This window comes from Paenibacillus sp. FSL R7-277, assembly GCF_000517965.1.
Taxonomy (GTDB): domain Bacteria; phylum Bacillota; class Bacilli; order Paenibacillales; family Paenibacillaceae; genus Paenibacillus_AQ; species Paenibacillus_AQ silagei.
In genome coordinates, this window is the sequence record NZ_ASPX01000010.1 from 21,072 (window position 1) to 45,903 (window position 24,832).

General features: G+C 54.0%; 21 protein-coding genes. 13 read left to right on the plus strand and 8 right to left on the minus strand.

Translation table 11 applies throughout. The features are described from left to right. Window positions 1-9: 9 nt before the first annotated feature. The 7 genes from nikC to modB all read left to right on the plus strand — a co-directional run bounded on the left by nikC (window position 10) and on the right by modB (window position 4,701). Complete coding sequence (gene nikC, locus C173_RS05495) at window positions 10-903, plus strand: nickel transporter permease (protein ID WP_036723130.1); 894 nt, start codon at window positions 10-12, stop codon at window positions 901-903. Between the two features lie 475 nt (window positions 904-1,378). Beyond that, window positions 1,379-1,933, plus strand: a complete 555-nt coding sequence (locus C173_RS05500; RefSeq protein ID WP_081751026.1) for an RNA polymerase sigma factor — start codon at window positions 1,379-1,381, stop codon at window positions 1,931-1,933. Next, window positions 1,934-2,254, plus strand: a complete 321-nt coding sequence (locus C173_RS05505; protein WP_036723134.1) for a hypothetical protein — start codon at window positions 1,934-1,936, stop codon at window positions 2,252-2,254. Further along, a complete protein-coding gene (locus tag C173_RS32675) occupies window positions 2,232-2,609 on the plus strand; it encodes a PLDc N-terminal domain-containing protein (RefSeq protein ID WP_051477832.1) in 378 nt (125 codons plus the stop codon). Before C173_RS05505 ends, C173_RS32675 begins: the two co-directional genes overlap by 23 nt. Window positions 2,610-2,629: 20 nt before the next feature. After that, window positions 2,630-3,010 (plus strand): hypothetical protein, encoded by a 381-nt coding sequence (locus C173_RS05515; protein ID WP_036723136.1) that lies wholly within the window; start codon window positions 2,630-2,632, stop codon window positions 3,008-3,010. A gap of 254 nt (window positions 3,011-3,264) precedes the next feature. Continuing rightward, on the plus strand, window positions 3,265-4,008 hold the full coding sequence (gene modA, locus C173_RS05520; protein ID WP_235191804.1) for a molybdate ABC transporter substrate-binding protein: 744 nt from the start codon (window positions 3,265-3,267) through the stop codon (window positions 4,006-4,008). A 30-nt stretch (window positions 4,009-4,038) separates the two neighbouring features. Further along, the gene (gene modB / locus C173_RS05525) at window positions 4,039-4,701 is read left to right on the plus strand and encodes a molybdate ABC transporter permease subunit (protein WP_036723137.1); all 663 of its coding nucleotides are present in this window, start codon (window positions 4,039-4,041) and stop codon (window positions 4,699-4,701) included. 193 nt (window positions 4,702-4,894) lie between these two features. Here the strand turns inward: modB and C173_RS05530 are convergent, their stop codons facing one another. After that, the gene (locus C173_RS05530; protein WP_036723139.1) at window positions 4,895-6,511 is read right to left on the minus strand and encodes a helix-turn-helix domain-containing protein; all 1,617 of its coding nucleotides are present in this window, start codon (window positions 6,509-6,511) and stop codon (window positions 4,895-4,897) included. Further along, complete coding sequence (locus C173_RS05535) at window positions 6,498-8,303, minus strand: sensor histidine kinase (protein ID WP_036723140.1); 1,806 nt, start codon at window positions 8,301-8,303, stop codon at window positions 6,498-6,500. Before C173_RS05535 ends, C173_RS05530 begins: the two co-directional genes overlap by 14 nt. Window positions 8,304-8,525: 222 nt before the next feature. Here C173_RS05535 and C173_RS05540 point away from each other — a divergent pair, with 222 nt between their 5' ends. From C173_RS05540 to C173_RS05555, 4 genes are all read left to right on the plus strand, one after another. Continuing rightward, the gene (locus C173_RS05540) at window positions 8,526-10,097 is read left to right on the plus strand and encodes an extracellular solute-binding protein (protein ID WP_162174667.1); all 1,572 of its coding nucleotides are present in this window, start codon (window positions 8,526-8,528) and stop codon (window positions 10,095-10,097) included. A 78-nt stretch (window positions 10,098-10,175) separates the two neighbouring features. Then, window positions 10,176-11,084: an ABC transporter permease gene (locus C173_RS05545; protein WP_036723142.1), complete on the plus strand. Its 909-nt coding sequence runs from the start codon at window positions 10,176-10,178 to the stop codon at window positions 11,082-11,084. Between the two features lie 24 nt (window positions 11,085-11,108). After that, window positions 11,109-11,978 (plus strand): carbohydrate ABC transporter permease, encoded by an 870-nt coding sequence (locus C173_RS05550; protein ID WP_036723143.1) that lies wholly within the window; start codon window positions 11,109-11,111, stop codon window positions 11,976-11,978. A 48-nt stretch (window positions 11,979-12,026) separates the two neighbouring features. Then, on the plus strand, window positions 12,027-14,231 hold the full coding sequence (locus tag C173_RS05555; RefSeq protein ID WP_036723145.1) for an alginate lyase family protein: 2,205 nt from the start codon (window positions 12,027-12,029) through the stop codon (window positions 14,229-14,231). A 48-nt stretch (window positions 14,232-14,279) separates the two neighbouring features. Here C173_RS05555 and C173_RS05560 read toward each other — a convergent pair whose 3' ends face one another. From C173_RS05560 to C173_RS05580, 5 genes are all read right to left on the minus strand, one after another. Then, complete coding sequence (locus C173_RS05560) at window positions 14,280-15,071, minus strand: (2Fe-2S)-binding protein (RefSeq protein WP_162174669.1); 792 nt, start codon at window positions 15,069-15,071, stop codon at window positions 14,280-14,282. Continuing rightward, window positions 15,068-16,069, minus strand: coding sequence for an ABC transporter substrate-binding protein (locus C173_RS05565; protein ID WP_036723147.1), 1,002 nt, complete (start codon window positions 16,067-16,069; stop codon window positions 15,068-15,070). The genes C173_RS05560 and C173_RS05565 overlap by 4 nt, the downstream gene beginning before the upstream one ends. 81 nt (window positions 16,070-16,150) lie before the next feature. Then, entirely contained in the window at window positions 16,151-17,788 is a 1,638-nt protein-coding gene (locus C173_RS05570; RefSeq protein ID WP_081751029.1) for an AraC family transcriptional regulator, read from the minus strand. Between the two features lie 124 nt (window positions 17,789-17,912). Next, on the minus strand, window positions 17,913-18,938 hold the full coding sequence (locus C173_RS05575) for a substrate-binding domain-containing protein (RefSeq protein WP_036723150.1): 1,026 nt from the start codon (window positions 18,936-18,938) through the stop codon (window positions 17,913-17,915). Between the two features lie 117 nt (window positions 18,939-19,055). Beyond that, entirely contained in the window at window positions 19,056-19,832 is a 777-nt protein-coding gene (locus C173_RS05580; protein WP_036723151.1) for a polysaccharide deacetylase family protein, read from the minus strand. A gap of 192 nt (window positions 19,833-20,024) precedes the next feature. On the opposite strand from C173_RS05580, the gene C173_RS05585 reads away from it, so the two are divergent. Both C173_RS05585 and C173_RS05590 read left to right on the plus strand, forming a co-directional pair. Further along, window positions 20,025-21,434 carry a deoxyguanosinetriphosphate triphosphohydrolase family protein gene (locus C173_RS05585; protein ID WP_036723152.1) on the plus strand — a complete coding sequence of 470 codons (1,410 nt, stop codon included), beginning with the start codon at window positions 20,025-20,027 and terminating at the stop codon, window positions 21,432-21,434. A 218-nt stretch (window positions 21,435-21,652) separates the two neighbouring features. Beyond that, a complete protein-coding gene (locus C173_RS05590; protein ID WP_036723154.1) occupies window positions 21,653-23,437 on the plus strand; it encodes a methyl-accepting chemotaxis protein in 1,785 nt (594 codons plus the stop codon). A gap of 388 nt (window positions 23,438-23,825) precedes the next feature. Here the strand turns inward: C173_RS05590 and C173_RS05595 are convergent, their stop codons facing one another. After that, on the minus strand, window positions 23,826-24,782 hold the full coding sequence (locus C173_RS05595) for a D-2-hydroxyacid dehydrogenase (protein ID WP_036723155.1): 957 nt from the start codon (window positions 24,780-24,782) through the stop codon (window positions 23,826-23,828). Between the last annotated feature and the right edge of the window lie 50 nt (window positions 24,783-24,832).

The window sequence follows — 24,832 nt, forward strand, 5'->3', positions numbered from 1 at the left end:
GGAGCAGCTATGGGACAGGCAGCACTACAGGCTCCACCTCCTAAGGCTCCGGCGGATCAAGCTTCCGGCCCCTGGCGCGATGCGTGGAAGGCCTTCCGCAAGAACAAGACGGCCATGGCCGGGCTTGGCATTATCCTGTTCTTTGTACTGATTGCGCTGCTCGCGCCGTGGATCGCCCCATATGATTTCAAGGCCCAGCAGCTGGTGAACCGCCTGAAGCCGCCGTCGGCAGAGCATTGGTTCGGTACGGATGATCTGGGGCGGGATCTGTTCACCCGGGTAATCTATGGGGCGCGGATTTCACTCTGGGTGGGATTCTTTTCCGTAATCGGCTCGATCATTGTCGGCACTGCGCTGGGCATCCTCGCCGGATACTACGGCAAATGGATGGATATGATCATTTCCCGTCTGTTTGACATTTTGCTGGCTTTTCCGAGTATTCTGCTGGCCATCGCTATTGTAGCTATTCTGGGACCTTCCTTGCAGAATGCGCTCTACGCGATTGCCATCGTCAACATTCCGACCTATGGCCGGCTGGTCCGGGCCAAGGTGCTGAGCCTGAAGTCCGAGGAGTACATTACGGCGGCCAGGGCCATCGGGATGAAGAACGGGCGGATTCTGTTCAGCCACATCCTGCCGAACAGCCTGACGCCGATCATTGTTCAAGGCACTCTCGGCGTCGCGACAGCCATCATTGAAGCCGCTGCCCTGGGCTTCCTTGGACTGGGCGCTCAGCCGCCGGACCCGGAATGGGGCAAGATGCTCTCCGATTCCCGCCAGTTTATCCAGAAGGCCCCCTGGACCGTGGTGTTCCCGGGCCTGTCTATCATGCTGACGGTCCTCGGCTTCAACCTGATGGGCGACGGCCTGCGGGATGTGCTGGACCCGCGGATGAAGAATTAAATCTGAATAGAAGGTATTAGCAAGGGCTGTTCCAAGCCATATTAATGGCTGCTTGGGACAGCTCTTGTTTTGATGGAAGGTGGTTTCCTGTGTTAGTTGCAGAATGTACACTTAAAAGCAGCCAAAAGGCATAGTTTCATCTTCTAACTGTATTCTGTACAACTAAATCTGCCCAATTAGCTGATAAACGGGAGAAGGCTGCCTTTTAAATGTACGAAATACAACTAAACGTGAGAAGGGTTAGGAATCGGGCATTTTAGTTGTACGAATTGCAATTAAGCCAGTTCCACCTCCTATCCTCGGGTCACTGCTAAACCTTAGTTCAGAATTAGCCCAACGTGGTTCCCGAATGGGAGATTCGTTTCTCAGCGTTCTGTGAACCGAAGCCCTACTTTTCCCAAAAATAACTTTGTGAATTTTCGAACAATATCCGGGACGCTACGTAATGTAGGTTGAAAGGGTGGGCGGAGAACAGATGATGACCGACAAACAGCTCGTTGAAGGATGCAAGTCCGGTCAACAAGAGCATCTTGAGTTTCTCATTGTCAGGTATAGGGATGATTTATACCGGTTCTGCCGCCATCTTACCTTGAACCGGCAGGATGCGGAGGATTTGTTCCAGGAGGTATGGGTACGTGTGCTCCGCAAGCTGGAGAAGTATGATGCGGAGCGTCCCTTTAAGCCTTGGCTGTTCCAGGTGGCCTTCAACATGTACCGTGACCGCTACCGGAAGTGGAAAAGCGTGTATGCCCTTTGGACCTGGTTGTCCTCGGATGCGGAGCTTATACATATTAGAGACCCGGCTCCACTGGCAGAAGAGGATCTGCTGCGGCATGAGGAGCACCGGCTCCTGGAGGAATGCCTGCGGAGTCTGCCCAAACGTTACCTTGCCCCTCTCGTACTGTATTACTATGAGGAGTTCAGCTATGAGGGCATAGCGGAGGTGCTGGGAGTTCCCCTCGGAACTGTCAAATCCCGATTGAATCATGGTAAGAAGCTGCTGCACAAGCTAATGAAGGAGATGAACTAAATGAAGGAGTCCGGAGACGAAGACCGGCTGCTGACGGAATATTTCAATCTGCCGCTCACGCCATCACCAGAGCTTGTCTCTAATACGATTCGGCGGATTCACGGGCGCAGAAGAATAGTAATCCTTTCCGGGTTAATGGTCCTGCAATGGCTGGTATTCCTGGTGCTGGGATTGTGTTTCCTGGCCGGTCCGGCTGCCATGCAATGGAAGATCAGCATGGGGCTGCTGTTCATCCTGTCTCCAATGGTCGCCGGAACATTACTGTTGTACAGTACTATGGGAGGCGGGAGAGGGTCTTATGAAAGTTCACTTAACCGTTGAGAAATTTGTTTTTTGGGCGCTTACAGCAACCATCCTGTTAAGCTGTATTGCGCTGGGGTACGCTATAAGCCCCTATATGGGCGAGTTTATGGAGGAGAATCTGACCTGGCTCATCGTGATAAGCCTGTTGGCCCTGCTGTTCCTGGGGCTGAATGTGCTAATCGCGGTATTCATTTATAAAGATGCCTCGCGGCGGCGGATGAATGCCTGGCTGTGGGTGACTGCGGTCATCTATATCCCTAATTTCATCGGTCTGATCCTGTATCTCCTGGCAAGGAAACAGCATCACATTTACATAGCATCTAATGCAGGCAATGAGGGTATCCGTTGTCCGCATTGCGGCCATCTAATCTAAACCGGGGGAGTGTTAGGGATATGAAGAATAAATGGATGAAACTGGGGATTTTGATCGTCATGGCGTCGGTGCTGCTGACTTCCTGTGACAAGAAAAAAATGTACGTCGGGTCCAGCACGAAGAGCAAAATAAGCGGCTCCTACAAGCTTTTTACGGGCACAGAGGAGAAGAAGCTGAGCATGAAAAGCGGCGAAACGATCAGCATCGATTACAAATCCAAGGTGGAAAAGGGCCGGCTGTCCATGAAGTTATACGGGCCGGATAATGAGGTGCTTACTGAACTGGCAACCAATGAATCAGGTACCGAGAAGGTGGAAGCCGGGAAGGACGGGAAATACCGGATTGAAATCAAGGGGCAAGATGCCAAGGGAAGCTTCAAGGTTGCTTTCAAGGTCGAATAACTGGAACTGTGAGAAGTTTATTGCGAATAGCCTTAGAACAGGCCTCTTCCCTATACATAGGGCGGGGTTTTTTTGGCGTGCAGACTAGGGTAATCCCTGATTTCAATACTAATTATAACTAAACATATACAAACATAATCAAATGCATTGTATAATTCGATTTAACTTGCTAGAATATGATCAAAATAAAGAATAGGGATTGGGAGGTATGGAGTGTGCTGAAGAAGTGGTTAGCGGGATTGTTGGTGCTGCTTATGGTGGCGGGCGTGTCGGCGGGTTCAGCAGGAGATGTTGAGGCGGCAGTGAAGAAGACGGAGATTATTGTCTCCGCAGCAGCGAGTCTGCAGGATAGTCTGGACAAGATTGCTGTGCAGTATGAGAAGCAGCATCCTGAGATTAAGCTAGTGTTCAATTATGGCGCCTCAGGTACGCTACAGAAGCAGATTGAGCAGGGGGCACCGGCCGACTTGTTCTTCTCGGCAGGCGATAAGCAGATGAACGCGCTGGTGGATAAAGGGCTGATTGCAGACCACAAGGCGCTGCTGAAGAATCAATTGGTCGTCGTTGTGCCTTCCGATTCGAACACGAAGCTTACAACCATTACTGACCTTACCGCTCCAGCCTTCAAAAAGGTAGCCGTAGGCCAGCCGGAATCGGTACCAGCCGGACAATACGCTCAGCAGTCCTTGACCGCGAAGAAGGTATGGGATACGCTGCAAAGCAAGCTGGTCTTCGCTAAGGATGTCCGCCAGGTGCTGTCTTATGTGGAGACAGGCAATGCAGATGCCGGGTTCGTCTACAAGACGGATGCGTTAACCTCGAAGAAGGTGAAGATCGCCCTGACGGTGGGCGGCCATGTACACAAGGCGATTAACTATCCGGTGGGCATTGTTAAGGATTCGAAGCATCAGGCGGAGGCCAAAGCGTTCTACAGTTATGTGCAGACTGCTGCTGCAAGTTCCGTCTTCACCGGCTACGGCTTTCAATTGGCTAAATAACTAACTACCATTAAGATGGGGTGAAGATAGATGGAGATCAATTGGACCGACTTTTTCGCCCCGGTCTGGTTATCAATCAAGATTGCGGTATTAACCAGTATGATCGTGTTCCTGCTGGCCACACTGGCTGCCCGTAAGATGGCGGGACGCCGGTTCTTCGGACACAGCCTGGTCGAAACGGTCCTGCTGCTGCCGCTGGTGCTGCCGCCAACCGTGGTCGGCTTCGTCCTGCTGGTGATCCTCGGACGGCGGAGCTGGATCGGGAGGCTGTATGAACAGTTCACGGAGCAAACGATTCTGTTCACCTGGGGGGCGGCAGTCATTGCCGCTGTTGTGGTTGCTTTTCCGCTGGTATACCGCACGGTCAAGGCAGGCTTCGAAGGGGTAGAGAAGGACCTTGAGGATGCAGCGAGGGCGCAGGGAGCCAGCGAGCTTCAGGTGCTGCGCTATGTGACCCTGCCGCTGGCCGGGCGTTCACTGGCTGCCGGTTATGTCCTCGGCTTCGCCCGCGGGCTGGGCGAGTTCGGGGCAACGATTATGGTGGCGGGCAATATTCCGGGACGCACCCAGACCGTGCCTACCGCGATCTATGTAGCGGTGGATGGCGGAAATATGACGCTGGCCTGGATGTGGGTCGGCTCAATCATTGTCATCTCCGCACTTATGCTGATGTTCGTGAACCGCCGTACCTGACGGCTTAGCTTAACAAGGGTAACCCCCGTCCTCACCGGAATTTCCGGTGAAGGCGGGGGCTTTTTGCGGTAAACCGGATACAATCGAAAAACCGACCACAATCGGCGTTGCGCGGGCGCGTAGGCAAAATGTAATCGAAAAACCGACCACATGGGACCGGGAGCGCGCGTAGGCCATGCTGCTGTTTCTGAATTTATATGCTTTGGGTCCCCTGACGGCGGTAATCGGAGGGGGAGACGCCAGTCTCCTTCTTGAAGATCCGGTTGAAGGACCGGTAATTCTCGAAGCCGATGGATTCGGAGATTTCGAAGGTTTTGTGGTCGGTGGTGAGCAGCAGCAGCTTGGCCTGTTCGATCCGCAGGCGGGTCAGGTATTGGACAAAGCTCTCGCCGACGGCCTTCTTGAACATGGAGCTGAAGTAGGGCACGCTGTAATTGATCGAAGCGGCCAGCTCCTCCAGCTTGTAGGGATAGCTGAGATCTTCGCGCATCTGTTGAATGATACGTGTGATGGAGGCATCGATCTTCCGGCCGCCCTCCTGAAGCTGCTGAAGCTTGCGGAAATGATCGCAGGTGATCTCATGTACAGCGTTGAATGTCTGGCACAGCTCGATTTGTACACGCAGCTCTGCTTCGAGATCCGCCCCGCCTTCCGCCCCAATAACGTTATGGCTCATATCCAGAAAGACTCGCAGATATAGGGACTTGATCTGCTCCGGGTCCCACGCTTGCTCCATCGCCTGACGGTGCAGGGATTGGCGCTCCTGCTCCAGAGCTGCCGTGCTGAGATGCGGCTCCAGCAGCGCTTTCTTCAGCACCTTGCTCCAGAAGCGGCTCTGCGGCTCAGGAATCCGCTGGAAGCTGGAGAGTTGCCCCCACTCCCCAATGCCGATAAGCTCATTGCAGCGGTAAAAGAACGGATACGGCGCCGAAGCCAGCCGCTTCAGTGCCTCCGGCCGGTCCTCCAGTCCCTGTTCGAAGCTGCACAGCAGGGCGATGCAGCTCATCCGGAGATTCGCGGCCAGGGATTCCAGCACCTGCTCCAGGAAGCGGGGTCTCTCCGTCTTGAAGCTGTCGGTATACAGGGCAAGGAACCGCCCTTTGTCGAGGGCGATAACCTTATGCGGGCCTATGCTGCCGAGCAGCTCCTTCAGCACGTTCACCCCGGCGAATTGCCACAGCTTCAGCTCCTCCAGCTGGTCGATCGGGAAGCGCAGGGAGTTGCGGTCCAGCTCCAGCAGCAGGGTCATGAAGCCCTGGCCGTGAAGCGGGAGCTGCGAGTCCGCAAGACTGCGCAGCCACTTGGCTTCAGCCGCCGGGCTGCGCAGCATGTCGAGGAACAGGCTCTGCTCGATCTCGACTTCGCTCAGGCGGACCTGCTGCTCCAGCTGCAGATAATTGTCTCTCGTCTCGCCGCGTGAATCCGCCAGGACTGCCAGCTCCTCCATCGTCCGGGTCAACAGGCCCGGATCAGAGAGGCAGTCATCCTTGATCAGGTAGGAAGCCGCCTTCAGATGAATGGCCTGCTGGGCATAGTGGAAATCCTGATGACAGGTCAGGATAATGATCTGTGGGGCAGGTGCCCCGCTCCGTTCGATCTCGCGCAGCATCTCCAGCCCGTTCATGCCCGGCATTGTAATGTCGGTAACAATCAGCTCCGGCTTATGCTTCAGGAACAGCTCCAGCCCGTCCCGGCCATCCTCAGCTTCGCCGACAAGGGTGAACAGATCTGCACGCTCCTCAATGAAATGCCGGAAAACCGTTCTTGCCGGAATCTCGTCCTCCACAAGGACAACTCTATAGTGATTCATGATGTTCCTCCTTAATCAGAACGTTCCCGGACGGCAGCAGCATGCGGATGGTCAAGCCTTCGCCCGGAGCGCTGGTGAGCAGGATCTGTGTCTCCGCCCCGAACAGCAGCTTCATACGCATCCATACATTCTGCAGACCGATGTTCTCGGCAGACTCTTCCTGCTGGAGATGGAGCTGCAGCTTCCTCAGCTCAGCCTCTTCCAGACCGTTCCCGTCGTCCTCGACTTGTACAATAATATGGCTCCCGCCGGGACTTCTGTATACGCGCACACGGATATGCCCTTCCGGTGCCTTACGCGGGAGAATGCCGTGGAACACGGAGTTCTCAATCAGCGGCTGCAGACCCAGCTTCGGAATCATCATGCCCCACAGCGGCTCCTCAATCTCAGCCTCCAGATGGATCTGGCATTTGTAGCGCATATTCAGCAGCCCGACATAATCCGCCAGATAATCAAGCTCCTGCTGGAGCTGTACCGTCTGCTCGAAATTCTCCATGGAATACCGCAGCAAGGCCACCAGCCGTCCCATCAGGGAGTTGATCTTCTCATAATCCTTCATCATAGCGAACATACGGATCGTATTGAGGGTATTGTACATGAAATGGGGGTTGATCTGCGATTGCAGCGCCCGGATCTCCAGCTTGCGCTTCAGATCCTCCGAATCATGCAGGTCTGCCAGCAGATCCTGTATGCGGACAGCCATTGTATTGAGCATACGGCCCAGATCCCCGATTTCATTATTGGCGAAATGGGTGACCCGGGCCTCGAAATTCCCTTTTTTCAGAGCATCGACCTGCCGCTTCACAGCCTGTAGAGGCCGGTAGAGCTGATACCCGAAGCCGACCACACAGAGCGCCCCCAGACAGACCAGAATGAGCAGAAAATAAGTGACCGTCCGGCGGATAATCTCGGCGCTGGCCGTCAGCTCCTTAGATGGAATCTCCGAGAGCACGATCCACTTGTCATAGGTGGAGGTCTGCTTGACAGAGACAATAGAGGAGCCTGCCGCGAACTGATCCGGGCGCTTCAGCTCCTTCCAGCGCCCCAGAATCTCCTGAACCCGCTGCTTATCCGCCTGCTTATCCAGCTTGCTGGTCGTGGCAATGGTCAGGCCGTCTTCCGTCAGCAGGGAGATAGAGCCCTCGCTCCCAAGCTGAATATTCTCAATCTGCTGCTGGTATTGGCTGTTATTCATGGAGATCAGCAGCACGCCCTTCAGGTCCTTATATAAGTCGAAGGGAACGCGTGAGATATAATAGGTAGACGAATTCAGAATAGCCAGCTCAGGCAGCGAATGCTTGTCCAGAAAAAGATTCGGCCGTCCCGAAGCCAGATACGCTTCAATCAGCGGCCGGTACGGGGACTCCTCCAGCATGGCCGGGGCTTCCGTGGAGGAGAGAACCTCTCCTGTAACGGCGGAATAGACCTGTAGGCCCTCCACATTCCCGATGATGGCGGACGCGCCGCTAAGCACGGAGATCAGATCCTTTTTGCGGACCACCTCTTCAAAATATTGGGCCGAAGGCGATACCAGCGCGCTCTGAATGGACGAGATCCGCGAATATTGCTCGCTGAGCTCCCGCAGCCGGGTCATGGTTAATTCAATCCGGTCCACGACCTGATTGACGAGCTGGGCATTCAGGCGGTTCACCTGCTGCTCCACCGTCGTGCTGGATACGCTTACAGAAATGAAGGACAGCACAATCAGCGGAACCACCGAGATGGCGAACATGACGACAATCATCTTAATATAGAAGCTCCGCCGCAAAAAGCTGAAAAAGGGTGAATTCATAGAGTCACATCCGTTAAGGGTTTTGGACTACGGATACCGGGCAGGCTATCCTAAACAGATTATAGTACATTGGCGGACATGGAGATACCTGCGGAACGGCAAATCTTAAAAATGGTGACACTTTGGCTGGAATCCGGCATGTTCTTAAGCTCCGGCGTCTTCTATAATCCAAAGTGTAAGCACGATGTAAACGCAATCAATACAAGCAAATGGGGGATGACAATGAATATTACAAAAAAGCTTGTACCACTTGTAGCTTCGGCGGCGTTGATGGTAACTACACTGGCGGGCTGCGGCAGCGGTAATAATTCAGCGGCAGGCAGCACAGCGGCACCGGAAGGCGGTACACCAAGCGGTGCGGCTAGCAAGCCGGCCAGCATCAAGGCCATGACCATTCTTTTCGGCAATCCGCCGGAGATGACGAACAACAAGGCACTGGAGGATCTGGAGAAGCGCGGCAATGTAGATCTGAACGTAACCTTCGTGCCATCCGAAGCCTATACGGATAAGCTCTCTGTGGCAGTATCGGCCGGAGATTCCTATGATCTGCTGCTGATGGATGGCGGCAAGGACGATAAATTCAACAACCTGGTGAAAATGGGCGCTTTTCATGACCTGACCCCTTACCTTGCGAAGACCAAGAATATCAGCCAGATTGATGAGGTGGTCTGGAATGGTGCCAAGATTGACGGCAAATCGTACGGGATTCCCCGGCCGCGCGGTCTGTACGGCGGAGGCGAAGCCAATATTCTGATCCGCAAGGACTGGCTGGATAAATATAATCTGCCGGTTCCGAAGACCATGGACGAGCTGACGAATGCGCTTGCGGTGTTCAAGGAGAAGGACCCGGCGGGCGGCGGCAAAACCATCCCGTTCACGATCTACGGTTCAGACGGTGTGAATAGCCCCGGGCCGTTCTCGGGTGTCCTCCCGATCCAGTATGCCTTTGGCATTCCAAATGTGTGGAAGCTGGACGGCGACAACGTGGTCCGTGATTTCCAGACGCCTGAGTACAAGGCCTTCCTGGAATGGCTGAGAGATTCCTGGAGCAAGGGCCTGATCGACAAGGATGCGCCGGTACTGAAGAACCAGGGGCAGGCACGGAGTAAGTTCCTGGCCGGTACAGCGGGTGCTTTTGTCGGGAATGTCAGTGATATTGTAGAGACCAACGTAGAAAAGCTGAAGCAGACGGACCCGAAGGCCGAAATCGCGATTGTCGATGTACTTGAAGGCGCGAACGGACAGAAGGGTGCTTCTGTACTCTCCGGGTACTACGGACTGTGGGCGGTTCCAAGCTCCGTGCCGGAGGATAAGGTGCAGCAGATTGTAGACTTCCTTGACTTCACGGCCTCTGAAGAGAATGTAGCGTTCTCCAAAGCGGGAGTCACCGGCATCCATTCCAGCGATTTCAAGAATGGGGTTGCGGTGCAGACCGAGGAGCAGAAGAAGCAGTATGAGCTGGATAAGCCGAACAATTTCATCCTGGAGAACCGTGCAGATCCATATGTATACGCCAACTCCAAGGAGCCGGACATCCTGGCGCTGCAAAAGACAACTCTCGATACGATCAGCAAGATCGGGGTGGAGAATCCGTTCCTCAGCTACAACTCACAGTACGCCAGCAAGAATCCGGACAGCTATAAGAAAATGAGTGCGGTAATGACGAAGTATGTGCTGGGCGAGGGAGCCTGGGAGGATGTGCAGAAGGAGATTGATACCTGGACGGAGGGTCCGGGTGTGCAGATCACCAAGGAACTGCAGGACCAGTATAACGCAGAGCATTCCGCGAAGTAATACAACAACACTATATACAGAGGCAAAGGAGGGGGCTTTCCCCTTTCTTTTGCCCATTTGGATAAGGAGGTTTAGCCTGTGCAGAGAGCTTTACGACCCAAACGGTTTCATCAGCTATGGCCTTTTTACTTACTGGCAGCACCGGGTATTCTCTACTTTCTCACCTTTCATTACATTCCGATGACAGGACTCATTCTGGCCTTCAAGGAATACAGCCCGTTCAAGGGCATGATGGACAGTCCCTGGGTGGGGCTGGATAATTTCAGACAGTTTTTCGGAACCTCCGATTTCTATATGTTGCTGAAAAATACGCTGCTGATCAGTCTACTGAATCTGATCATTTATTTTCCCTTCACGATCCTCCTGTCGCTGCTTCTGAATGAAGTGCGGCTTAAGGTGTTCAAGCGTGTCTCGCAGACCATCGTATATCTGCCCCATTTTCTCTCCTGGGTCGTGATTTACGGGATTACGATTTCCTTCTTCGGGCCTTCGGGCGTCATTAACCATTACCTCGGCCAATGGTTCGACGGCAGCGCTAACTTCCTGGTCAGCAACGAATGGTTCCGGCCGCTGGTCATCTTCCAGTCGATCTGGAAGGATGCGGGCTGGGGCACGATTATCTTCCTGGCGGCACTGGCGGGGATTAACCCTGAGCAGTATGAAGCAGCCAAGGTGGATGGAGCAAGCCGATTGCAGAGCATCTGGCATATCACCCTCCCCGGCATCAAAGGGACCATCGTGATTCTACTGTTGCTCCGTCTGGGCTCCTCGATGGACTCCAACTTCATGCAGATCTTCCTGATGACCAATAGCCTTAACCTGGATGTCTCCAATGTCTTCGATCTGTTCGTCTACCATGTCGGTCTGGAGCAATTCAATTACAGCTTCGCGATTACCGTAGGCATGTTCAAATCCGTTGCCAGTCTGATCCTGGTCCTCGGGGCCAATTATGCGGCGAAGCTGCTGGGTGAGGAAGGCATATTCTAGAACAAGAACAGGAGTGGAGAGGTTATGAAGCTTAAGGCAACCTGGTTTGACACCATTATTGTAGTCATGATTTGCTTAATCAGCTTGCTGGTTATTCTGCCTTTTCTATATATTATCGCGGTCTCGTTCAGTCCGCCGGGAGATTCGATGGCCGGGAATTTCTTCATCTGGCCCAAGCACTGGACACTGGACGCCTACAGCTATCTGCTGAATGCGAATACGTTCCTGACCTCCGTCAAGAACTCTGTCATTATCACGGCGATGGGCACGGTGCTCAGCCTGTTTGTCTCGATTACACTGGCTTATGCCCTGTCGAAGAAATTTCTGCCCGGCCGCCGGATCATGCTGCTGGTTATTTTCTTCACGATGATCTTTCACGGGGGCATGATTCCGAACTATCTGGTCGTCAAAAATCTGGGTCTGATCGATTCTTACTGGGCGGTAGTGCTTCCGGCAGCCTCCAGTGCCTTCAATATTATGGTCATCCGCTCGTTCTTCCAGAGCCTGCCTGAGAGTCTGGACGAAGCGGCAAGAATAGACGGGGCGGGGGAATTCAGGATTCTCTACTCGATCGTGCTGCCGCTGTCCAAGCCGATTATCGCCACGTTCACCCTGTTCTTCATGGTGCAGTTCTGGAATGAATTCTTCTCGGCGGTTATCTATCTGAATGATACGACACGCTGGCCGATTCAACCGCTCCTGCGGCAGATGGTGGCAATCAGCGCCTCCAATATCTCGGCAGAGGCAGCGGTAGATGCCTCGCTTGCGGCCAACCTTGGACCCAATGTCCAGAATGCGGCCATTCTGCTGGCGATGCTGCCTATCGTCATAGTGTACCCGTTCCTGCAGAAGTATTTTGCCAAAGGAGCAATGCTTGGTTCGATTAAGGAATAGACTCAGGCGGAGAGATCCGCGAATATAAAGGTGATGATAGAATTGACTATGGGGTATAAAGATCTGCGGCACAATCCCGCATATACGAAGCCGCAGCCGGCTGCCGGGGAGTTCTTAAGCACAATGCTGGACTTGACCAGACCGGAACTTGCCGGAGTAGCGGCTAAGCTGGACATAGGCGATGTCCCCGGTGCAAGGGATGCTTATTTAGAAGTCATTGCAGCAGGTAACAACGGGAGATACTACTTTGATGTGAAGGATGTTCCTAAGCTGAAGGCGTACGCCGCCAGCCATTACAGCGGAGAGGAGGAGGCGCAGCAGGATATTGCCGAGGCGGACCGGATTGTGGAGGGAGATATCCCCCTGTTCAAAGGGAAGAGAGTGCTCTTCCGGAACGGAAGCTACGACTGGAACAGCTGGTTGTTCGACAGCTCGCAGTATCAGCTGCATCTGACCCGGTTCGTCTATGTGAAGCGTCTGTCCAGAGCCTACGCGCTGACCGGGGATGATAAATACGCCAAATGCTTCAATGATATGATCAGTCATTTCATTGACGATAACCATATGCCGGTGGATGGTACGTTCCGGGCGGAGCATTGTAGCTGGGACCCCCTCTCGGCCGGTGTGCGGATGTTCATGCTGCCGGAAGCCTTCATTACCTTCTTCGGCTCTCCGGCCTTCGAGCCTGAGGTGAAGCTGAAGCTGATTCAGTCCTTCCAGCAGCACGGCGAATATGTGCGCAAATACCATGCGAGCGGCGGCAATCATGTCTGCATGCAGCTCCGGGGGCTGACTCAGACGGCGCTGCTTCTGCCTGAGCTGAAGGATTCCGCCGAGTGGCTGGAATACGCCGGGCGTAAGCTGCCGGGATACATCCTTGAGAACGTCTACGCCGACGGGGTACAGTTCGAGGGCAGCCCGAATTACCACCTGATCGTCATGCGCGAGCTGTATGAACTGGTGGTTCTGTACCAGAAGCTCGGCATCGATGCCGGAGAATACCGGGAGACGCTGGAGAAGATGTATGTCGTCACGATGCATCTGCTGGCACCGGACGGGCAGCTGGTCAAGTTCGGCGATACCGATGTTCAGGTGCTCAGCGAGCTGCGTAATGTCATGAGCCTGGGCGCTTACCTGTACCAGCGGGGGGACTTCAAGGCATTGGGTCATGAGCGGCTGCCGTTCTCCCTGCTGTGGAGAATCGGGCCGGAGGCTGCGGCGGAGTATGCTCAGCTGAAGGCTGCAGAGCCTGCGGAGACGGCGGCCTGCTTCCCGGCAGGCGGTTATGTAACCTCGCGCCAGGGCTGGAGTCCTGACGATATGTACATGGCGATGCGGGCAGGTGTCGGGATCGGCGGGCATGCGCATTCCGATGCGCTCAGCCTGGTGCTTTACGCCGGAGGACGCGAACTGCTGGCGGATTCAGGTATGGGCTTGTTCGAGTGGAACAAAGAACGTAAATATACAGTCTCGACCCGTGCCCATAACACTGTAGTTGTCGACGGTCAGGACCAGCATGTCCGCAGCTTCCACTGGAATACGCCGCCTACGGCGAGCTGCAGAATCTGGGACACGCAATTTAGTGAAGTCTATGATTATGCTTTTGCAAGCCAGTACGGATATACCCGGTACGAAGATCCGGTGGTTCACTCCCGTAAGGTGCTGTTCGTCAAGAACAGCTATTGGCTGATCGTGGACCTGTTCCAAGCAGAAGGGCAGCACCGCTATGAGCAGTATTTCCACCTGCCGCCGGGTGCAGTAACCTACGATTCTCTCAGCGGGGAAGTGGTCTCGCAGCTTGAGGGGGCCAATCTGCTGCTGAAGCCGCTGCCCTCCGGGCTGGCGGAGGACCGGCTGACGCTGGAGCAGGGCCTGATCTTCAAGCAGGGGCACTACAGCGGGAATCCTGTAATGAAGCGTTCCCTTACCTTGACGGGGAGCGCAGCCATCGTTACCCTGGCCGTTCCGTTCGGAACAGCGAAGCCGCAGGTGAGTGTAGAACGGCTGCCGGTACGGCAGCATGGGGAACTACTCTCCGTACAGGAGGCCACCTCGCTGCGTATCGTCATGGAAGACCGGGTGGATGACATCTGCCTCTATCATAAGAGTGTCGATGTCACCAGCTACCTCGACCATACCGGCAATATAATCTCCGAAGCGCTGCTGCCCCGCAAGACAGAGCCGGAAGGCATCGCGTTTGCCGGAGGCAGCTATAACCGGGATGTTATTGTTATTAGTGGTCCTAGAGGATAGCAGAACAGAACTAAGCAACGCCCATCCTGAACCGGGGATGGGCGTTGCTTAGTTGTCTAATATATTCCATCTGTCTTCCGGTGATAGCTTGGGGCAAGTGCTGCAATACTCTCCGGCATCAGGCCCAATCCTGATCCGGTAGGCCAGACAGCAATGCCTGCGCAGATATAATGAGCGGCCGCGCAGCTTCGGATGCTCAACCTTGCGGAACCGCATGGATAATTCATCCGGCTTCTCCGGCTGAAGCAGGGTATTATAATCCTGGCCGATGATCCGGCCCCGATCCTCAGAGTCCCAGAGGCCCCTGTCCGTGCGCAGCCTTCCATACAGGTTATGCAAATTATGCGAAACCAACGACCACATGACTCGTTCCTTGGCTCCCGTATAACTTGATACCGCTGCGAACACCTGCCGCAAATGTTTCAGCAGGTGTTCCAGATATTTGGAAAGGCAGGCTTGGCGGACTTCCGAAGAGTTATCAAACCATCTGTCCGTGGCTGCGGTCTCCGCTTCATACTGCATCATTCCTGCATCCGTTAGCCTGAACCGTAAAGCGCCGGGCAGCAGGGAGAGCGGGGTATCGAAGAGAGTGATGGAGGCGGCCAGTCCCATAATCAACACCGAGTACCTTTTGGCAAACAAAGTTCCTACTACAATTCCCGGAGGCTGCCCAAGCTGGAGTGATTGCTGCCCGATAATTAGCGGAAGCTTCGCTTCGTCCAATAGATCTTCTGTACTGAACGGAAAAGAATTACTCCGGTTCTCCGTGACCGTCAAGGCAAAATGCTGCTGCATAAAACCTTGTATCCACTGGCTCCCAAAAGGTTCAGCGCTGCTCATGGCTCCATCCATGCCATTATTTCATCAATAATCTCGCCCCGGCCGATAACCCCCCAGCCCTTGAAAAGCCAGAAGGAATCGGTCTCATGAACCTTTCCTCCCTGTACGGCAGGGATGTTCTTCCAGAGTGCGCTCTTCTGCATGTTGTCCAGGAAATCGCGGGCATTCGGGTCCATCTCAAGGACGATGAAATCTGCTCCCAGCTCCGGCGTTTTCTCCAAAGATAAATCCTCTCTCTGCTCTGACGGCGTAAGTGCGGCGGGTTCAAATCCGAGATCCTGGTAAAGGAGTGCATTGGTTGGATGACCTTGCTGTGCGTACACTTGGAGTGTCTTCTCCCGTACACGGAGGTAGGCGAGTTTTTTGTTCTCCAGCACTTTGATTTTCTCGCTGGCCTGGACCGTTTTCTGTTCCAGTTCAGCAATTTTTTCCTTCGCCAGGTCCGTCTTGTCGTACATCTCCGCAATGGTTAGCAGATCCTTGGTCCAAAAGGAAGTATCGTCGCCATAATCAAGCCATTCATTTCCAAGAACGATGGTAGGGGCGATTTTGTTCAGTTGCTCATACTTATTCTCGGCCGTCCGGCTCTCAATAAGAATTACATCCGGATCAAGCAAGGTAATGGCCTCAAGGTTGGGATTATCCGCCGAACCTACGGTTTGTACCCCCTGCAGCTTGTCAGCCAGATAGGGAAGATAGTCTCCTCCGTACCGGACCTCAGTGTTCACACCGGAGGGCTTCTCTCCGATAGTCAACAGATGATCTATGTACTCTGCCGAGAGAACAACGATTTTTTCGATTTTGGCCGGAATCACAGCTTCTCCCTTAAGGTGGGCAATCGTGCGTGTGCCCGGTTCCGCAGCCCCCTGATCGCTGGTTTGGGAGGCGGAGGGACGCGGTTCTTCAGAAGCCGGTTGTCTTGCTCCATTGCTGCACGCAGCCAGTATCAGCAGCAGCACGGCAAGGAGCATGATCTGGAGGGATTTCAATCGCTTCATTTATTTCTAGTCTCCTTTGTGCAATAGATAATAATAATCATTATCATTATGATAGGAGAAAGATACATACTTTTCAATGGATTATAACCCTGTGTTGGCGTGGATAATTCTATCGTCCCGCCTGCCAATCCGGGATGCAACATACGACATGGCCCACTTTCTGCCTGAGGGTCCAAGTGTTTTGAACAACAGGTCTCCGGCATCGAATACCCGGGACTGCTTCACTGCATCCAGTGAAGACCATTCTCTGGACGAGAGCAGTGCTTCCAGCCGTTGTCTCGATTCCAGGGTAGGGTCCGCAGCTAAAAAGATGGTTCCCGGGTTATACCGGGGAAGCTCATGAATCTCAAAATCCACTGCTCCCGTCTGCTCACGGGTTGAGGGGGGCGGGCGTAGTCCAAGATCTTGGTATAGGAGAGTTCCTGTCTGATTGGAGGCACCGTACAGGCGGTAGAATTCAGAGCTGACTCTGATAAAAGAAACTGTAGGCCGCACCTCCTGTGCCTCCAGCTGTGATCTAAGGAGGTGCTTCTGCTCTGCGTAGCGGTTCATCCAGTCGTCAGCCTGCTGCTCTCTGCCCAGAATACGGGACAATCGGGACAACTGCTGCTCCACATTATCGGTGTGCTTAAGAACAACCGTGGGTGCGATGGACTCTAGCAACTCGCCTGGTAACAGGCGGTCGCTCCCAATAATCAGATCAGGCTTCACCCGTGCCAGCTCTTCATAATTCAACCGGGAACCGTTCATGCGGACAATTTCCTGCTCCAGCACACCCGGGTGGGGGAGGCTGTAATTTCTTGACACCCGTTCCCGGTAAGACAGTGCAGCCACCGGCGTCAGTCCAAGTGTCATCAGGTAATCATCCAGACCATAGTAGAGAACAGCAATACGGATATGATTGTTTTTGAGGTAGCTGGCCGGTGCCACGCCTTCCGATTTTTTGAACACCCGGCTGAAATAATGCTCGTCCTTATAGCCCACTTCCTTGGCAATCTGCTTGACCCGTTCGGAAGAGAAGAGCAGCTGCTTAGCTCTTTTTATCCGTTCTTCCAGCAAATAGGCCATAGGTGTCTTTTCTGTAAGCTGCTTGAACGCTCTGATGAAATGATTGGTGCTCAGCCCTGCCATTAGAGCCAGTTGCCCAACTTTAAGCTCTTGGTTGTAGTTGTTCTTCATGTGGGCAAGCACAATATCCATCCCTACAGCCTTGTCCTGATCAATACGCTTACTTGGTTGAAGCAGTAATGCGAGCAGCCGCTGCAGCCGATACTTGGCGTGCATGATATCCTCCGGGTTACGGGTGCGGTGAGAGGCGGTCATTTGCCGGGTGATCTCTGCAGCCTGTGGATGGCCGGAAGCTTCAAGCTTCCCGCTAGTTGGAAATTCCGGAGGATGGAGCTCCTGGTGCATTTGATCTTTACGAAGCTGTATACAGGAGAAGAAAACGATCATATAACGTAGCGGTTCTGCCGTCAGCGCTTTGCCTTCCACTGAAGTTTCGGGCAACAACAAAAAGAAGTCTCCTTTATTCGCCGAAAGCAGCCCCCCATTTAGGATAATCTGTCCTTTACCTTCTGTGACATAACACAAGGCATGGTGGTGAAGGGTCCTTCGGGGCAAAGCTTCCCCTTCTGCCAATCTTCCGTAATAGCTGTGTACGCTTGAAAAAAACAAGCGCTCCAGCCTGAACGCTGCCTGCGGTATTGTGGATAACATGCGTTCCTCCTCGTTCGGCCGGGAAAATAGCAACTGCTAGATTCGGCAGCAAGATAGCAGCCCAAGAGACTACCGGATGGCAAGGCTCGCAACCGGACATCCCTTGGGCTGGTTTCTATTGGTCTCAAGTCTCGTAAATAATATTGCCCGTCTCGCTCAGATCATAGCTGTGAATCGAGCTTAGCTCACTGCGGAAGGCCTCCGAGCGCAGAATATCCAGAATGGCGTTAATCCAGGCTTCATTCTCCGGCTTCTTCACCATGACCAGATCGTAGCGCTCCCGGATCAGCGGAATGAAGTCGATGCCGTCAATGATTCTGGCGGCTTTCTCAGTGCCGATGCCCACATCCGCCCCGCCTCTTGCCACCAGGCTGGCTACTGCCAGATGGCTGTTCTCTTCATTAATGTATCCGTTCAAGCGGGAGGACGGAATTCCATGCAGGCGCAGCTGTTCATCCAGCAGCACCCGGGCGCCGGAGCCGCGCTCACGGTTAATCAGCGTTAGCCCGTCCTGCCGGAGATCCCCCCAACTGCGGATGCCTAGCGGATTGCCCTTTTGCACATAGAAGCCTGCGCTGCGTGTTAGCAGATGCACTACAATATAGGTGAAGCCTACGAGCAGCTTACGGATATAGGGCAGGTTATACTCGCCGCTGTCGCCATCCAGCAGATGGGTACTTACAATATCTGATTCGCCCTGATACATGGCGATAAGGCTGTCCAGACTGCCCGCATAGGAACGGAGCGGGCGGGTGGAGGGCAGGGCCCGCTCCAGATGGGTCGCCAGAATATCAAGGGACATATCCTGCCCGGTAATGACTACATGTACACCGCTGCTCTTCATGCTGTGTGGCGGCGGGGAGGCGAAGGCCTGGTAAGGAGCGGCGAACGGGGGGCCCGTCTGCTGCGCTGGCTGGGCCTGCGGCAGTGCAGCTTCGGTCAGCCCGCCTCCGGGCAGCGGATTCGCATAGGCCCCGCTGTTGCGGGAATTCTGCTTGTACCTCTCCAGATCAGAGAGGTCAACCCGCATCTGCTTGCCGACACGGTAAGAGGGCAGCTCGCCCTTTTTAATGAGATCATAGACCTTGAGCTTGGAGATTTTGAGCAGCCGGGCGATTTCCTCGGTTGTATAGGAAGTATTCTCGGTCATGTATTGTACCCTCCTGGGGGATGGACATCGGCAGATTCACAAATAGCCATATTAGGATAGCCTTATTATGCTCAAGACTACCTTATTTTGTGAACCTGTGCAATCCGGGCAAGCCCCCTAATAGGTCATATGCCGGTCTGTCTTCGCCTGCTGCACATCGGATAGCTGAATCAGCTCCGAGACGGTCACGAACCGGAAGCCCTGCTTTTTCAGCTCTGGCAGAATGATTTTCAATGCTTCCTTCGTCTGCGACGGCCCGTGGACATGGTCGTGGAACAGGACAATATCGCCGCTCTTGGCATTGCGGATCACCCGGCTGGAGATGTTCCAGACGCCGGGGCGGTTCCAGTCGCGGGTGTCCTGATGCCAGGACCACAGAACGGGCTTAAGGCCCTTGCTGTTGGACACATCGATCAGCGTCTCGTCATACATGCCGCCCGGCGGTCTGAACAGGCTGCTGTGTCTGCCGGATATCTTCATAATTTCCTTCTCCGTCAGCGCAAGCTCCTCCTGAATCTGCTCCCCGGAGATCGGCCTTTTGAAATAGACATGATTATAGGTATGGTTCGCCAGCTCATGTCCTTCATTAATCACGCGTCTGGCGACATCGGGATAAGCGGCGATCCGCTTGCCAATCGCAAAAAATGTGCATTTCGCTTGATACTCATGCAGCACCTCCAGAATGCCGTCCGTCTCCAGGGGGTCCGGGCCGTCATCGAAGGTCAGCGCAATCACCTTCTGGCTGGTGCGCACTTCCCAGATCATATCGCCGCGCTCCTCATAGTAGTAGCGGTTTTTTGCCTTGTTCGGACTGCCCAGGGCCAGATCGGAAGGGCTGTGCATCAGCGCCAGTGCGGCAAGAACTGCGGCGGTCAATCGGGTGGCTGTTCTCATGGCTCTCAAATTCACTCCACACTTGTTTTTATAAGCGGTTCTTGCTGCTTAAGTCTTAGAATGCTCTATCCCCCTTGGTTGCTATGCATTTATAGCAGCCCGCAGGGCGATTTGCATTTTAGAGTGAAAGTTCCGGCAGAAATGACTTATAATAAGTTACTAAATACAGATCAAGGAATAGGGGCGGCGGAGATGACACTGATTGAACAAAGAGAGCATAGACAATATCCCGAAATCACGAAGCTGGAGACCTCCAGAGCCGCATATGAACGCGACTATTCGCGTCTGATCCATTCGCCGACCTTCCGGCGGCTGCAGGGCAAATCGCAGGTGTTCGGGGCCGGAACCGGGGATTACTACCGGACGCGCCTGACCCACTCGCTGGAGGTGGCGCAGATTGCCCGTGAAGCGGCCAAGAGTCTGCTGCGTTCTTACCCGGAAGTAGAGACAGGAGCCGCGGAGAATCCGGGCCTGGTCATTGATCCCGAGGTAGTGGAATGTGCGGCAATCGCCCATGACTTCGGACATCCCCCATTTGGGCATAAGGGAGAAGAGGTGCTGGACAACCTGCTGGAGAAGCTGGTTACCCGCAAGACGGTGGAGGCAGTGGCCAAGTCAGGCGCAGGTCCGGTTCAGCAGCAGACGATTCATGAGAGCATGAAGCGCAAATATGAGCATTTTGAAGGCAACGCCCACAACTTCCGCCTGATTATGTTCCTGGAGAAGCGCGAGAATATCGACGGTCTGAACCTCTCGGATGCGGTGCTGCTGGGCATTAACAAATATCCTTTTCCCGGGACGGTGCTGAAGAAGGGGATGTATCTGCACGAATGGGAGTATATCCACGAGATCCGCACCCAGTGGGGAATTCCGGCAGGCAAAAAGACGCTGGAAGCGCAGCTGATGGACCTGTGTGACGATATTGCTTATTCGGCGCATGATCTGGAGGACGGCATCAAGGCCGGCAAGATTGAGGTACATGAGCATTTCCTGCATGACGACTATATCCAGCGGCTGATTGTGGAGAAGATCACTACGCTTGAGGATGCCTTCTGGTCCGGCTGGAACAAGTCGGCGATCCGCTTCAAGGTGGAGGAGGTGCTGAGTTCATTCCTTAGGGTCTGGAAGGAGAAGATGCCTACCTGTGAGAATGACTATTCCCGCACCCGCCGTGAAGTCAAGGCCTATTGGGTCAGCACCTTTGTCGCCAGCCTCGGCGTGATCGGGGACGGGGACTGGAAGAAGGTTACCTTCATTAAGGAAGGCAAGGAGGATGAGGACATGCTGCGGACCGTCAGTGTGCTCAAAAGCTTCGCCTGGGTAACGATGATCCGCGATTTGCGCGTGCAGCGTCTGCAGAAACGGAGCGAGTGGATACTGCGGCGGCTGTGGGAGGCGTTCCTTGATCCCGAGACCTCCCGGAGCATTATCCCTTCGGACTGGTTGCAGCGGTTCGAGAAGGATCAGAAGTCGGCCAAGCCGATCTGGACCTGGGAGCATATGGTGACCGATTATATCGCCGGAATGACCGATGCCTTTGCCGAGAAAATCTACAATGAGCTGTACGGGCTGAAGGTCGGTTCGATATACGATCTGGATTAGACCTATACTGGATTATACCTATATATGTAGAGCCTTTACCTGTCCGCCGTTTGGGCTGGCAGGTAAAACCTTACATCGAGAGAAACATGTAAATTTTTAACCGACTGTTGCCGACATAGTAAATGTAACCTATTTTTTTTTGCTTTTTTTATGAAAATAAATGAAATCAGATGGAAAATGGTGTAAACATCCAGATATTATCAAGGGGGCACACAGGTGTGGGTATAGGTCAGCGACTGAAGGATCTGTTAGGAAAAGGGAGGAAGGGAGCAGACAAGGAGCAGCAGGCAAGTCTGTTCCGGGGCAGAAAAAGCATCGGCTCCAAGATAGCCTACGGTTATGCGGCTCTGGCTGTATTCGTTATCATCAGCGGCGTGGTTTCGCTCTATCAAATGAACAATATGCAGAAGAACACCGGGAACATCATTAAAAATATCATTCCCGAGCTGAACAAAATTCACAATGTCAATTACCTTACAGAGCATGTTATGGCTCTTAGCTTGCAGCATATCCTGAGCACTGATAACGCGGACAAAAACGCGCTTGCGGAAGAACGGTCCAAATTCATCGGCAAAGTAGCGGATACTTTTAAGGAATATAAAGCCAATCTGAAAGGAGAGCAGGAGCTGAAGCAATTACAATCGCTCGTCGGAAAATGGGGCGAGTTCCTGACTGTCAACAATCAGGCGATCTTGCTCAGCAGCTCCAATGACGAGAAATTGGCCCTGGAGGTATCGCGGAAGGGGATTGACGCTTTTAATTCCATGCAGGTAGATCTGGATGCGCTGGTGGCGCACAGCCAGAAGGATGCTGAGGACGAGGGCAAAACTTCTGCGAGTATTTTCAATACCGCCGGGAGAATGAATATTGCGACTGTGCTGATTGTCCTGATCGTTATCGGTGTGGTGAACATGTTCGTCCGCAGAACGATCATCAATCCGCTGAAGAAAGTAACGGCGCAGCTGCAGCAGATCTCGAGCGGGGATCTGACGGCGGAAGAGACGCTGATCCGCAACAAGGACGAGATTGGCCTGCTGGCCAAGACTGTGAATGAAACGAACCGCACGCTGCTCGAAATGGTCAGCCGGATCAGAAATGTATCCAGGGTCATTACGGAGCAGGGTGATGAGCTGATGCATACAATTGCTGAAACCAAGGAAGGCAGCAGCCAGATTGCGCTGACGATGGAAGAGCTGGCCACAGCGTCCGGAAGCCAGGCCGAAGCAGCGGTAGATGCCTCCAAGGCGGTGGAGGAGCTGAATACGTTAATTGAGAATTTTGCCGCCAGAGGTACGGATCTCTCCAATCATTCAGAGCAGGTACGGCAAAAGGGTGAAAAAGGCCGGGCGCTCATGGAAAGCTCCGTGGCGCAGATGAACGAGATTGCCGATACGGTCTCGCAGTCTATGGACACCGTAGAAGAGCTGAACCGCAAGAATGAAGGTATCTTCCATCTGGTAGGCTCCATCCGGAGCATCTCGGAGCAGACTCATCTGCTGGCGATCAATGCCGCTATTGAAGCCGCACGGGCCGGTGACAGCGGACGCGGCTTCGCTGTTGTCGCACAGGAGGTGCGGAAGCTGTCAGAGGATGTGCAACAGACGGTCTCGGAGATTACAGAGATTACACAGGGCATCCAGCTCGACTCCAGAACCATGGTAGAGCAGCTGCGCGGAGGGGTAGCCAAGACGGAGCAAGGCAGCCGGCAGATTGTCGAGACCGGTGATGCGCTGGCTGAGATCAACGGCTCGGTCCGCATGATGGCGGTGACTATCGACGAGATGAGCCAGGATCTGCAGCAAATGACCGGTGCCAGCGAGACCATGAACGAGTTCAGCCAGCATATCTCGGCACTCTCCCAACAATCGGCGGCAGGCGTCGAAGAGACCTCTGCTTCTGCGCATGAGCAGCTCAGCTCAACCACCGCTGTGGCTAACGGCATCTCGGAGCTGAAGCTGCTGCTTGCGGAGCTCCGGGAGTCGGTGACCCGCTTTAAGGTGTGAGGGGGATAGATTGAAGCAGCGAAATTTCGGAGATTAGGGATACGCCGTGACTGCAGAGAATGTTTGGACTTCCGGCCGCTGTTAGATTTGTATTTCCTCATTTAAGCTGCTGTAAGCAGTAGAAATACAAATCTAAAGGCGGACGCTAACGCTCCTACAGTTCCAAACTTCTCTTCCGCCACTGCTCCCTAATGGGTGAATTTCAAGTTCAATCTATTTAGGGATGGAAGTAAATAAAGAGCCTCTGCTTAGTTTAGCAGAGGCTCTTTATTATGTGTGAATTCGTGAATCACTGAATGAACTGAATTGCTGAAATTAGTTAAAAGAGTTGAATGAGCTGGGCATGTATGCGACACAGCGCACCAGTCTCCCCGGCCGCCCAAGCCCTCTAATACTGGCGGCTATAATCCACCAGATTGCGCGAAGGCTTGCCGGATTCCAGGTAGGCCTTCATGTTCTCCACGAAGATGTCGACCACCCGGTCGGCATAGCGGTCGGTTACCCCGGCACAGTGAGGGGTGATGATGACCTGCTCCATGCCCCAGAGCGGGTGGTCCTCCGGCAGCGGCTCGGTCTCGAAGACATCGAGGCCCGCACCGGCCAGCTGGCCGCTGTTCAGTGCCGCGATCAGGTCCTCCGTATGCGTGGTGACGCCGCGGCCAATATTAATATAGTAGGCCCCCTGCTTGCAGGCGGAGAAGACCTCAGCATCGAACAGCCCGCGCGTTTCGTCGGTGAGCGGCAGCGTGTTGACTACGAAGTCTGCTTCGCGGACGGAGTCCTTCAGCTCCCCGGTGGTGAAGATCTGGTCGAAGCCGTCCACCGGTCGCCCGGAGCGGCTGACTCCGACCGTCTTCATATGGAAGGCTTTGGCGATTCTGGCAGTCTCGCTGCCGATGGCGCCGGTTCCGGCGATAACAATCGTCTTGCCGGTCAGCTCGCTCTCCTGTCCGTTCGAGTGCCAGCGGCGGTTCTGCTGGTTACGGATGGCTGTGTGCATATTCCGCGTGAACATTAGCATGAAGCTGAGGATGACAGCAGTAATCGGTTCCGCATGCACGCCGCTGGCGTTCGTCAGCTGAATTTCGCGTTCCTTCAAGGCTTCCAGCGGAAGCTTCTCTACTCCGGCGGACCAGGCTTGTACCCAGCGAAGCGGCGAGCCCTGGCGCAGCACGGTGTCCCGGATGCCTTTGCCCCAGCCGATAATAATCTCTGCGCCGGAGAGCAGCTCCAGATCAGGGTTCCTGGAATCTCCAAGGGTAAGGGTGTACTCTGGTGCAGCGGCGCGGATCAGCTCCTGTTGAGCAGAGGACAGCTGCTGCATACAAACGATGGATTTAGTCATGATGGTTCCCTCCTGTTCTACATTTCAGTAGAGAAATAGACGATAAGTAT